Raw genomic sequence first — 13,100 nt, 5'->3', positions numbered from 1 at the left:
AAACTGACCATCACAATTTAAATTCAATGTAGGGAACGACGATGAATCGTACTTGGAAAACGAAGCTTAGTGCTCTTGCACTGGTTGCTTCATCTGGTTTGCAAGCAGCTGTTTTACCCGAACACCAAACAGATAACGAATGGTATTCAGATGCGCAAAGCAAACTTACTGAAAAACTAGTGACAAACAACCAGTTCAAAGCCAAAAACGTGATTTTGTTTGTAGGCGACGGAATGGGGGTTTCTACACTTACTTCTGCGCGCATCCACAAAGGGCAGCTAGAAGGCGAGTTGGGCGAAGAAGGTTACTTGGCATTTGAAAGCTTTCCTCACACAGCCTTAGTCAAAACCTACAATGTTGATGCACAAACTCCTGATTCTGCGGGCACTATGACAGCGATGATGTCAGGCCTAAAAACAGATGTGGGTGTTATTGGCGTTGATGAAGATATTGAACGCGGAGAATGCGCTACCGTTTCTGGCAATGAAGTTATTACTGCACTTGAACTTGCTGAAATTAAAGGTTTAGCGACCGGTATTATTTCTACTGCACGTATTACACACGCTACGCCTGCGGCCACTTACGCTAAATCGGCTGATCGTAACTGGGAAGATATTTCAGATATGCCAGAAGAGGCTGCTGCGGCCGGCTGTATTGATATTGCAGACCAACTAGTCAATTTTGAAACCTTCCTAGAAGACAGATATACAGGTGTTGATGTTGACGGTATTGAAGTGGTTATGGGCGGTGGCCGTCGTCACTTCTTACCTAATGATGCGGCTTTTAATAGTGCTGATGCAGTTAGCGAAGTAGAAGGCGATCGTACAGACAACCGTGACCTTACCGCAGAGTGGCAAGAGATATATGAAAATGGTGTCTATGTTGTTGACCAAGCAGGCTTCGACACTTTAGACACTGAATCGACTGAACGGGTTTTTGCTTTGTTCAACGAGTCGCACATGCAATACGAAGCAGACCGCGCTAATGACGTAGCGGGCGAGCCATCTATTGCTGAAATGACCGAAGCTGCGGTAAACATCTTAGATAACAACGACACTGGTTTCTTCTTAATGGTTGAGTCAGGCCGAATTGACCATGCCCACCACGCTGGTAATGCAGCCGGTGCACTTACAGACACTTTGGCGTTTGAAGCCGCTGTAATGGCCGCCTATGAAAACACAGATCCATCTGAAACACTTATCTTAGTAACGGCTGATCACGGCCATGTATTTACTATTGCAGGCTACCCAAAACGCGGTAATCCCATTTTAGGTAAAGTGGTTAATGTTGGAGCAGAAGAACCCGCAACAGCGTCCGATGGCACGCCATATACCACGTTAGGTTACACCAATGGCTTAGGTTTTCGTGACCTAGGAACAGAAACCGATTCTGATGAAGGTTACAACTACGACAATGCGGCAGGTCGTATGGACTTGACCGATGTAGATACCACTACCGCCGGTTATCACCAAGAAGCACTTATTCCACTTGGATCTGAAACACACTCTGGTGAAGATATAGCATTACACGCAACTGGACCAGGAAGTCAATTAGCACAAGGTGTGATAGAACAAAATGTTGTTTTCCACCTAATCAACCAAGCCCTTGGCCTGATAAACGAATAAGTGGAGAAGAACAATGAAACTTTTTAAATTGAGTATTGTTGCATTAGCAGTTGCCGGCCTAACCGCCTGCTCTCTTGAAGGCGATGACGGAAACGATGGCGCAGCAGGTGTTGATGGTTCAAATGGCCTTAATAGCTTAACCGTGCAAACTGCGTTAGCAGTAGGCGATGCAAACTGCCCGAATAGCGGTGTACAGTTTGATTCTGGCCTAGATACCAATGCAGATGGCACGTTAGGTGACGACGAAATCACCGATACAAGTTACGTTTGTGCACCCGGCAGTTCTGAAGTTGCAACCGGTGAGCTGCTTACTACTTTGAACAACGACTGGTTTATAGCCGCCAGTGCAAAAGTGGAAAACAACAAGCAAGTGTGGATGGATGCGACAGGCACCTCAGCAAGTATCTCGAGCGCTAACATCGAAGTTACTCAAGTAGCCAACGATGAAGAGTTACAGGCTATGGTAGCCGACCTTCGCGGTAAAGCGAAGAACGTTATTCTGTTCGTTGGTGACGGCATGGGCATTTCAACCATTACAGCCGCACGAATTCTAGATGGCCAGTTAAAAGGGCTTGATGGCGAAGAAAACCAGCTTAGCTTTGGTAAATTCCCATTCTCTGGATTGTCTAAAACGTATAACGTTGATGCGCAAACTCCAGACTCTGCTGGCACCATGACAGCCATGGTTAGTGGTGTAAAAACCGATGTGGGTGTTATTGGCGTTGATGAAGATATTGAGCGCGGCGAATGCAGTACGGTTGCTGGCAACGAACTCGTGACCGCATTAGAACTTGCAGAAATAGCGGGTAAATCTACCGGTATTATCTCTACTGCTCGCATTACTCATGCTACACCAGCAGCTACCTACGCCAAGTCGGCCGACCGCAACTGGGAAGATGTATCTGATATGCCTGAAGATGCGGTTACTGCTGGCTGCCCTGATATAGCCGATCAGCTAGTAAACTTCGAAGCTAACTTAGAAGCTAACTATGAAGGCTTAGACGTGGATGGCTTGGAAGTAGTAATGGGCGGCGGCCGCCGCCACTTTCTTCCCAACGATGCTGCGTTTAATAGTGTAGATGCTGCAAGCGAAGTTGAAGGTGATAGAACGGATGGTCGAGACCTTACAGCGGAATGGCAGAATATGTATGAAAATGGTGTTTATATCGTCGACCAATCTGGTTTTGACGGCTTAGACACCGAAACGACCGAACGCGTATTTGGTTTGTTTAATGAATCGCATATGCAGTATGAAGCTGATCGCAGCAACGATATTGCTGGTGAGCCTTCGGTTGCAGAAATGACTGAAGCGGCTATCAATATTCTTGATAATAACGATGAAGGCTTCTTCCTTATGGTTGAATCGGGTCGTATTGACCATGCTCACCATGCTGGAAATGCTTATGGCGCTTTATACGATACCTTAGCCTTTGCTGACGCTGTTGCCATGGCTGACGAACTGACTAACGATGAAGATACACTCATTATTGTTACTGCTGACCATGGCCATGTATTTACCATTGCCGGCTACCCTAAACGTGGTAATCCCATATTAGGTAAAGTGGTAAATGTTGGCGCTGACGAAGCCGCTACAGCGTCTGATGGTACACCCTATACCACGTTGGGTTACACCAATGGTCTTGGCTTCAGAAACCTTGGAGACGAAACCAATTCAGATGCGGGTTACGCTACAGCGTACGATACTGGTCGCAAAGACCTTACTGATATCGACACTACTACCCCGGGTTATCACCAAGAAGCGTTAGTTCCTATGGGCTCAGAAACTCACTCAGGAGAAGACGTGAGTATTCATGCTAAGGGCCCTGGCGCTTTCTTAGTAAATGGCACAAACGAACAAAGCGTAATCTTCCATATCATGGACTTCGCGGGTGACTTCGTTACCCAAGCAGACGCCGTAGTGGAATAAAAAATTACGTTTATCGTCAGTTCGTAAGGGAGCGTTTGCGCTCCCTTATTTCGGAGTTTTATATACATGAAGTACCTAGTTTTACCCTCGTTAGCTTTAGCCACGTATGTTATTTCAGCCCTGCTAACTATCGCGCCTAGCCACGCGACGTCTGTTAGCACAGATTTGGACACCCACTCCAGTAACTTGGACACCCACTCCAGTAACTTGGACACCCACATAAAATGCGAACTTGAAGCAGGCAACCTGAAAGCTGACTATACCGTCACTACCCGCCGCGGATTCACTCCCGGCAATAGCACGGAAATTTCGCTTTTGCGCTATAACAATACGGTTGCTCATCAGTACCCCCAGGTTGGCATTACTGAAACTTGGACAATGGTGCGAAACAAGCTAATCAAGCCTGTTCGTTATTTTGATAAGCACGAACGCGCTATCGAATATCAGCCAGGCGAAAGTATTCACGGCCGAGTAGAAAAAGACTTTTCATTTCGTTATCAATTAATTAGCAATACTTTGCTAAACAAAATGACTTTAGAGCGTTCTGAAGGCAAAGGTTGTATGAGAATTGAGTATTTAACTTATCAAAATAGCAAAGTAGATATGACGCTCGCTTGGCTACCTGAGTTAAAACTAATCCAACATTTTCGTGTGAATGAAAAGAATACTACCCGAGAATGGTCATTAGTTTCAGTTGACGACAATGTAAACTTAGAAGCATTTTTTGAAAGCCGTGATAAATACAAAGCTACCGATTATGCTGACATTGGCGATGATCATACCGACCCCTTTTTAACTAACATGGTAAATCAGGGTTTTATAGAAGCAGGCGCTAGCGGATTTTATGACCAAAATGGGAATGCGATAGGTGAAGGTCACCGTCATTAAACTTTAGGTTTATCATATAAAACTGTCCCTAGTTTGGTCGTTTTTGACTGGATATATAAACAGAATGTGATATAAAAAGGTTAATAAAGACATCATCAGGGACGGTGTAAATGTTAGATATTTTGCTGAGCGATGCGAATTTTTGGTTTAGTATCGCGTTAGCCACGGTAGCCATTCTATTCATTATAGAAATTGTGGGGCTTGTTTTTGGCATAAGCATGGTTGGTTTGCTTGACGACATGCCTAGCTCAAATATTGATGTAGAAAGTAGCTCTATTCTTAGTTTTGGGAGCTGGCTCAATTTAGATAGAGTCCCGCTGCTAATATGGCTGGTGGTGCTTTTAAGCATTTTCGGTTTACTTGGGTTTGTGACTAATTACGCCACCAAATCTATTGCTAATACCACCCTACCCGTTTGGGTAACGCTCCCTTTTTCCGCGATTGTCGGTACCTTACTCACATCGAAAGTAAGTGTGATAATTGCGGCTGTAATTCCAAAATTTCAAACTTCTGCTATTCAAAACGACGACTTCATAGGTGCGGTAGCACATATAACTATTGGGATTGCATCGAAGGGGAATCCGGCAGAAGCTAAATTCACCGATGATTATGCACAGCCCCACTATGTTTTAGTCGAACCTTTTGAAGACAATGAACTCTTCAAGCAAGGTGAGCGCGTAATCCTTGTTAAGAAAACCACCCACAGCTGGTTAGCCACCCGTTATCAATAATAAATAAGAGACTGAGTATGGAAACCCTTCAAACGTCAAACTTACCTTCATTGCTATTTATTGCAGGTATTATTGTAGTAGCCCTTATCACTATTGGGCTTATTTTTGCCAAACTGTACACTCGAGCGACCAAAGAAACCGCCTTTGTTCGAACCGGACTTGGTGGTGAAAAAGTTATTAAAGACGGGGGTGCAATTGTACTTCCTGTTGTACATGAAATTATTCCAGTCAATATGAACACACTGCGGATAGAGGTGGAAAAAACGCAGAAAGATGCGCTTATAACGAAAGACAGAATGCGCGTTGATGTTAAAGCTGACTTCTATCTTCGTGTAGCGCCTAATTCAGCCGGAATTTCTATGGCAGCGCAAACATTAGGTACACGCACAACCCGAGCTGAAGAAGTTAAAAAGCTAATGGAGTCTAAGTTTGTTGACGTGCTTCGCGCCGTGGCAGCCGAGATGACCATGACGGAAATGCACGAACAACGTGCCGATTTCGTACAGAAAGTACAACAGAGCGTGGCTAACGATTTAGAAAAGAACGGTTTGGAGTTGGAATCAGTCAGTTTAACTGGTTTCGATCAAACCGACCTTGAATTTTTCAATGAAAACAACGCATTCGATGCTGAAGGTCGTGCTCGTCTTGCTAAAATTATTGAAGAAAAGCGCAAAGAAACCAACGATATTCAACAAGAGAACCGTATTCTTATTGAACAACGTAACTTGGCTGCAGAGAAACAGTCTTTAGAAGTAAAGCGCGATGAAGAAGAAGCCCGTTTGATGCAGGAGCAAACCCTTGCGTTTAAACGCCAAGAACAAAAAGCGGAAATCTCGAAGCAGCGAGAAATGAAAGAGCGTGAAGAGCGCGAAGCAGAGATTGCTAAAAATCGCGCAATTGAAGCTGCCGAAATTGAAAAGTCTCGTGAGATAGAAACTCAAGAAATCGCTAAAAGTCAGGCTCTTGAACAAGCGCGTATTCGTCAACAGCAAGAAGTAGAAGTTGCTGAGCAAGTAAAACAAATTGCGGTTGCAAATAAGTCTGAAGAAGAATCGGCGGCGCGCGCGAAAGCCGCAGAAGCAGAGAAAACCAAAGTAGAAAAAGAAGAAGCTGTTATCACCGCTAAATTGGTAGCCGATGCTGAACGTAAGAAGCAAATTGAAGTCATTGATGCGCAAAAAGAAGCGGAACGTGATGCGGTGAATATTACTGTTGAAGCAGCTGCAAAGAAAGAGGCTGCTGAAAATACTGCTGAAGCCATTTTAACGGAAGCAAAAGCCAGCGCTGATGCGAAAATGCTACAAGCTGAAGCAGACGAGAAAGTGCTTGCCGTAGAAGCCGCAGGTAAACAGGCACTTTATGAAGCAGAAAATACACTTAAAGATGAACAGATCGAACTTCAAAAGTCGCTAGCTATGATGGAAGTTTTACCTGAGCTTATCGCGCAAGCAGTTAAGCCTCTTGAGAACATCGAAGGTATTAAAATTCTTCAAGGCTACGGTCAAGGGAGCGGTCAATCTGGTAGTGGCCAAACCGTTGCGACAGGTAGCGGTTTAGCAGACCAGGTCACACAAGCGGCTTTAAGTTACCGAGCAAATGCGCCTGTAGTTGACGCAATGCTTCGGGAAGTCGGCTTGGTAAACAGTGAAAGTGGTACCCTCGATGACTTACTTACTGGCAAAAGTGAAATACTAACAGGTACAGCTGCTAACGCACCTGTCATAAAAGCCCCCAAACCTCCTGAACCCGATGCATTGGCGGAATAGTATTGCGTAGCCGATAAACTCATAAAGAAGCCCCCTTTCAGGGGCTTCTTTATTTCATATCGATAGGTTATTTTCACTTTCTCTAAGCAAAACTTGGACACCCACCGAACTTCATTTTCGATGCCTCGCTTAAACTAGCAACTTAAGCTTGGACAGCCACACAAACCCGCCCCAAGTTCAGTATATTAATATTCATGTAAACGGCACTATTGTGACACTTATAAAGATTACTGAGTTTACGCTATGCCTCGCCCTCGAAAATCGCTCATCTGCTTACAAGATACCCCTTACTACCATTGTATTTCGCGGTGCGTGCGCAGAGCGTTCTTGTGTGGTGAAGACCATTACAGCGGAAAGAGCTACGAGCATCGCCGTCAGTGGGTTGAAGCTAGGCTAATTAAACTAGCCAGTATATTCGCTATTAACGTTTGTGCCTATGCAGTGATGAGCAACCACACACACGTCGTTTTGCATGTCGACAGAGATGAAGCCTTATCGTGGACTACTCACGAAGTATTGAAACGTTGGCATACGCTCCACAAAGGCACAAACTTAACCCGTCAGTATATGCAAGCTGAACAGCGTAGCTTACTTTCAGACGCCCAAATAGAATCCGTAATAGCAACAGCAAATATATATCGTCAAAGGTTGCACGATATCAGTTGGTTTATGCGGCTTTTAAATGAGTTTATTGCGCGTCTAGCAAACAAAGAAGACGAATGTACCGGACGTTTTTGGGAGGGTAGGTTTAAATCTCAATCATTACTTGATGAAGCTGCCTTGGCCGCCTGCATGGCATATGTCGATTTGAATCCGTTGCGCGTAGGTTTATCAGAAACCCCAGAAAAATCTGATTTCACAAGTATCAAAAAAAGAGTTGCTGCAGCTAGGATTGGAAAGCAACCTCGGCATTTACAACCTTTTGCAGGTAACGGGAATACAATTAAAGGGCTCCCTTTTCTACTCGATGATTACCTAGAGCTCGTCGATAAATTGGGAAGAAAAATCCGTTCGGATCAAAATGGCTATATTTCCAATATTCTCTCACCTATTCTTGTTCGCACTGGACTACAAAATATTGACTGGGAAGGCATGTGCCAAGGGATTGAAAAACAGTTTTCATCGTCAATTAGTCTTTCAATAGCTATACGGAGACAGAAGATACTGGAAACCGCTTAACTAACTGTATAAACCTAAACGGCACCCTCAGCGCAACTCTTCTAATAGTAACTAAGCGTTCGTTCCATTTTATAAAAAATGCTAGATTTCAAGCAATAGTTACAAGCGATATACGTATTGTTCCAACCTCACTGACAAGTCACTTCCAGCAACGAGAAGGGAAATGATTTACTCCTAAAAGCAGATATTCTATACATTCCCTAAAGGTGGCTGTCTTAATTTGCTCCTGTTTTATAGCCCGAGAAATGTGATTATATTGCATTAGCAGTTTGAACTTGAGTGAGTGTCTCAAGGTTGAAGGTTTAAGCGAATTACTAAAACTTCAGATAGATAAGTACCCTATATCGTTGCAGAAGTATGGGTGTCTAAATATTGGAGCTTTTAGATATTGGAGCTCTATCGAGATACTCGATTTTTAGATTGAAGTAAAAATAAAATCTGTATGAAATTTAACCAACCCATAAAAACTGTTACACTCCGCAAGTCTCTTGGAATTTGAAGTAGGGGGCATTAACTCACTTCAATATTATCAGGAGATAATGAATGAAAATTATACTTTTAATCCTTACGTTAATTGGCGTTTGTACAAACCTACAAGCCAAAGATCGCCTTGATATCTATGAAGATTTTGATATTGGTACCGAGCTTGTCTCAATGACCATGGTTAAAGTCGCCCCCAATATGGAAGACATGTATTTAGCCGGGTTACAGCAATCATGGGCTAAAGCAGTCCAAATTCAAAAAGATATGGGTTACATCAAGGACTGGAAAATATACGCAAGTGAACTCCCATTAACTGGTGACTTCAATATGCTATTAGTCGTTACCTATGAGAAGCTCTCTGATTTGGAGCCCAGTAAGAAAAAATATGAAGCTTTTATGAAAAAATGGGGGGAAGACAATCAAACTATGTCTGAAGAACTCAGCGCCGGGTACCCCAAAATCCGTACCTTGACCGGGGAATATATGTTACGAGAAATAATTTTAAAATAATCTATGTGATTTATATCGAACCTCTCGACGTGTGACTCATCGCGTCCTTGCGAATTATGAGTCACACATAATTTTATCTTTCCAAAATTGAAGATAATAGTTACTACTCTTTCGGTTAAAGCCTATTGGTTCGCCATATATCCTTAACGAACCTCATGCCTAACCTCCACGCTTATTTTGCAGTCCTTCCATCACCTTATCCATTGTGATCGGAAATTCTCGAATTCGCACGCCCGTTGCATCTGCAATCGCATTGGCAATAGCAGCTCCTGCGCCTGTAATACCAAGTTCGCCAATGCCTTTGGCGCCAATAGGAGATGCTTCATAATCTGGCGTTTCTAGGAAATCTAAGGTGACATCAGCAATATCGCGGTTAACTGCAATATGATACTCGCCGAAGTCGGGGTTGATAAAACTGGCCGAATCGGTGTGATGATGAATGGCTTCGGTAAGTGCATACCCTGCCCCCCACACCATACCGCCTTTAATTTGCGAAGACGCCGTTTTAACATTGAGGATTTTACCCGCTGAAAAAATGCCATATTGTCTTTTCAGTCGCACTTCACCTGTGTGGGTGTCCACTTCCACTTCTACGAAATGAGCGCCACAAGAATACTGTTCGTCTTCACTTGTATCATCTTCTCCCACTTCACCTATTTCAGTTAGTGGAAAATTATCCTTATCGATAAGCTCACTTAAAAGAAAACGCTGCGGCTCACTACTATTAGTGTGTGTGTCCACATCTGTTCTCTTAATGTGTGTGTCCAGATTTGTTGTAGTGTAGGTGTCCACATCGGTTTCCACATCGGTTTCGTAAACCACCAGCATGTTGCCTTCTAACACCAACTCACATTCCGACGTAAGGTTTGGCAACTTTTGTTTGAGTGTTTTCTTCAACGATTGCTTCAACAACTCGCAGGCCTTCATTAATGCTGAGCCTGTACTTGCCGCGCCGAAAGAGCCCCCAGAACCACAGGATGGTGGCAAGCTGCTATCACCAAGTTGTACATCTACACTATCAAGCTGTGAATGGAATGCGCCTGCCGCTATCTGCGCCAAAATGGTGTAAGATCCCGTTCCGATATCTGTCATATCCGAACGCACAGTAAGCTTTCCATTGCTGTCGAGGCTTATGCTGGCTGCACTGGGTACCAGAACGTTCATACGCATAGCACTTGCCACGCCATGGCCTATTAATTTCCCAGGCTTGGGCGCTGGTTTATGTTGCCACCCAAATTTCTGTGCCCCTTCTTGTAAGCAATCTCCCAACCTATGGGTAGTAAAGCGCTTACCACTAACAGGGTGAACTTCAGGTAGGTTTTTAATTCGAAAGGTAAGCGGATCTATCCCCGCTTTTAGGGCTAATTCATCTATGGCCGATTCAAACGCCAGCGAGCCAATGGCATCGCCAGGCGAACGTGTAGAGTCGATAAGCGGGGTGTCTGCATCCTTTATTCTATGGGTACTGTTTATAAATTCTGCAGCATACGTTACACGTGCTCCCGCTCCAGTAGCCTCGGCAAACTCGTAACCTTTTGCTTTCGGCATAGCACTATGATGTTCAATATCACCTATCAAACCATCACTGTCGCAACTCAAATGCATCTGCTGAAAACTATGTCCTCTATGAGGCGCATTGTAAAATACCTGGCGTCTGCTTAGAACAACCTTCACCGGTCGCTTCAAATATCGCGCCCCTAAACAGGCCAATACGGCATCGTAATGCAAACCTAGTTTAGAACCAAAACCTCCCCCAATAAAGGGGCTTTTCATCTCAATGTTCTCTTCATCTAATTCGAAAGTAACCGCTAACGCTTCCACTGCTGATGCAATAATTTGCACACTGGTATACACGCTTAGCTTTTCGCCATCAAAGTTTGCAATGGTTGCATGTGGCTCCATGGCCGCGGATATTTGAGAGGGGGTGGTATAGTCAGCCTCTATCTCCACTGCCTTTTTATCATGGCTGCTATTTCCACTTTCGACATCAGCTTCAAATCCGCCATCAAGGGAATCAGGCACGGTAGTGGCCTGCTCTGAAGATAGAAGCAAATCTGGACTTTGAGCATCAATCGTATACTCAACCAAACTCGCAGCATAACGGGCTTGCTCCAATGTATCAGCAATGACTAAAGCAACTGGCGCACCAAAATGACGAATATGAGGCTCGTTTAGTACAGCCCTACTCTGCGTAAAACGGCTTTCGCTTGCGGGCTTACTGAATGGCTTAAGCGGTCCAGCATTTTTATAGGTTAGTACAGCATGCACGCCCTCTGCCTTTTCAGCTTTCTCTGTCGATAAATGAGTAATTTCTCCTACGGCAGTGTCGGAAGCTACCAGCCACCCCACTAACGCTTTTTCATCGAACTGCTGCTCGGCTGCATAACGTGCGTGTCCAGTTACTTTTAAAACACCATCTACACGATTTATCGGCTTTCCTAATACGTTTTTCGAAGTATCAATTTTCATAAAGCGCTCCTTCGTAATCATCATTTTCACACTGATGTTCATAAAGTGAATTCAGTACGCTTTTGAATGTATTACGGAGTAAATCAGGTTTGAAATTGTTACTGCCATATACCTTCGCATCGGCCAACTCAGCATCAATAGCGAGGTCTAAAACTTCATCAGAAAACTCAGCGCCTATAAGCATTTTAATAGCGCTCGCAGGGAACCAAGGTTTAGTTCCTACCCCGCCAAAGCCTAATGTAACCTTTTCAATTCTATTGCCTTTTACCACAAGCCCAGCAGCTACCGATACCAAAGCAAAGGCATAAGAAGAACGGTCACGCACCTTACGGTAATATTGGCTGCCATGACGTTGTTTTGGAATAATGACGGCAGTAATAACCTCTTCATTCTCGAGAATATTTTCTATATGAGGTGTACTACCGGGCTCGCAGTAAAATTCACGTACTGGTACCCCCCTTTCCTCACCTGATTTTGCGGTTAGCAGCACTTTTGCATCTAGGGCTATCATAGCTACAGCCATGTCTGATGGATGAGTGGCAATGCAATCATCACTAGTACCTAAAATGGCATGAATACGGTTCATGCTTGTTAATGCCGCACACCCTGAGCCAGGTTGGCGCTTATTGCAGGCATTAGTGGTATCGTAAAAATAGTAGCACCGCGTTCGTTGTAGTAGATTGCCTCCGGTGGTCGCTCTATTTCGAAGTTGTACCGTGGCGCCGCTTAATAATGCTTGAGATAGCAAGGAGAGTGATGGCTTGTGATAGGCATAGTTGGCGAGTGCCGTATTCGTAACCATGGCACCAACACGATAATGATCGTCGTGTTCAGTAATACTCTGCTCATCTTCCCATTGGCTTAAATTAATCAACTGTGAAGGGGTTTCAACCTGAAGTTTCATCAAGTCGATAAGATTAGTACCTCCAGCAATATACTTAGCGCGGTCTTCGGTTGATAAACCGGTAATATCTTGAGTATGCTTTATATGCTGTACGCTAAAGGGGTTCATTATTGTGGCTCCAAAGCAATAACATCTTGTATTGCATCAACAATATTGGGATAAGCGCCACAGCGGCACAAATTGCCGCTCATTCTTTCCCTGATATCTTCTTTAGATGAGTAATCAGGACCACAGGTTACCGCACTGGGGTTCTTTGCTGCTCGCTCACCAAGCAATGCCACACTTGAGCAAATTTGCCCCGAAGTACAATAGCCGCACTGAAAAGCATCCCGCTCTACAAAGGCCTTTTGTAGGGGGTGTAACTCATCATTCTTGGCTATTCCTTCAATAGTGGTAACCGATTTTCCTTCAAGCTGAAAGGTGAAAACCAAACACGCATTTATTCGCTCTCCGTCAACTAATACGGTACAGGCACCGCATTGACCGTGGTCGCAGCCTTTTTTGGCGCCAAACATAGAGAGATGTTGATGTAAAAAATCGAGTAGCGTGGTTCTTGGATCTTCAGGGAGGGGGTAAGCTTCTTCATTTATAAAAAGTGTAGACATGGCGTTTTCCTAT

At 44.2% G+C, this 13,100-nt stretch carries 10 protein-coding genes; 7 read left to right on the top strand and 3 right to left on the bottom strand.

The genetic code is table 11. The features are described 5' to 3' along the window. Window positions 1-41 precede the first annotated feature (41 nt). From KYS23_RS08970 to KYS23_RS08940, 7 genes are all read left to right on the top strand, one after another. Complete coding sequence (locus KYS23_RS08970) at window positions 42-1,625, top strand: alkaline phosphatase (RefSeq protein ID WP_218418436.1); 1,584 nt, start codon at window positions 42-44, stop codon at window positions 1,623-1,625. Window positions 1,626-1,638: 13 nt separating this feature from the next. Next, a complete protein-coding gene (locus KYS23_RS08965; RefSeq protein WP_218418435.1) occupies window positions 1,639-3,552 on the top strand; it encodes an alkaline phosphatase in 1,914 nt (637 codons plus the stop codon). A gap of 66 nt (window positions 3,553-3,618) precedes the next feature. Next, complete coding sequence (locus tag KYS23_RS08960) at window positions 3,619-4,440, top strand: hypothetical protein (RefSeq protein ID WP_218418434.1); 822 nt, start codon at window positions 3,619-3,621, stop codon at window positions 4,438-4,440. A 110-nt stretch (window positions 4,441-4,550) separates the two neighbouring features. Beyond that, window positions 4,551-5,171 (top strand): OB-fold-containig protein, encoded by a 621-nt coding sequence (locus tag KYS23_RS08955; RefSeq protein WP_218418433.1) that lies wholly within the window; start codon window positions 4,551-4,553, stop codon window positions 5,169-5,171. A gap of 17 nt (window positions 5,172-5,188) precedes the next feature. Continuing rightward, window positions 5,189-6,937 (top strand): flotillin family protein, encoded by a 1,749-nt coding sequence (locus KYS23_RS08950; RefSeq protein WP_159531795.1) that lies wholly within the window; start codon window positions 5,189-5,191, stop codon window positions 6,935-6,937. A 243-nt stretch (window positions 6,938-7,180) separates the two neighbouring features. Next, window positions 7,181-8,116 carry a transposase gene (locus KYS23_RS08945; RefSeq protein ID WP_218418432.1) on the top strand — a complete coding sequence of 312 codons (936 nt, stop codon included), beginning with the start codon at window positions 7,181-7,183 and terminating at the stop codon, window positions 8,114-8,116. Between the two features lie 543 nt (window positions 8,117-8,659). Beyond that, window positions 8,660-9,109 carry a hypothetical protein gene (locus tag KYS23_RS08940; RefSeq protein WP_159531799.1) on the top strand — a complete coding sequence of 150 codons (450 nt, stop codon included), beginning with the start codon at window positions 8,660-8,662 and terminating at the stop codon, window positions 9,107-9,109. 159 nt (window positions 9,110-9,268) lie between these two features. Here the strand turns inward: KYS23_RS08940 and KYS23_RS08935 are convergent, their stop codons facing one another. From KYS23_RS08935 to KYS23_RS08925, 3 genes are read right to left on the bottom strand one after another with little or no spacing between them, the layout of a single operon-like run. Next, window positions 9,269-11,578: a xanthine dehydrogenase family protein molybdopterin-binding subunit gene (locus KYS23_RS08935; protein ID WP_218418431.1), complete on the bottom strand. Its 2,310-nt coding sequence runs from the start codon at window positions 11,576-11,578 to the stop codon at window positions 9,269-9,271. After that, window positions 11,568-12,590, bottom strand: coding sequence for an FAD binding domain-containing protein (locus KYS23_RS08930; RefSeq protein ID WP_218396622.1), 1,023 nt, complete (start codon window positions 12,588-12,590; stop codon window positions 11,568-11,570). Before KYS23_RS08930 ends, KYS23_RS08935 begins: the two co-directional genes overlap by 11 nt. Next, complete coding sequence (locus tag KYS23_RS08925) at window positions 12,590-13,087, bottom strand: (2Fe-2S)-binding protein (protein WP_218418430.1); 498 nt, start codon at window positions 13,085-13,087, stop codon at window positions 12,590-12,592. Before KYS23_RS08925 ends, KYS23_RS08930 begins: the two co-directional genes overlap by 1 nt. Between the last annotated feature and the right edge of the window lie 13 nt (window positions 13,088-13,100).

Source organism: Alteromonas lipotrueae (assembly GCF_019249255.1).
GTDB classification, from domain to species: Bacteria; Pseudomonadota; Gammaproteobacteria; order Enterobacterales; family Alteromonadaceae; genus Alteromonas; species Alteromonas lipotrueae.
Note: the sequence above shows the minus strand (reverse complement) of the source record. Positions and strands in the feature narration are given on the sequence as shown.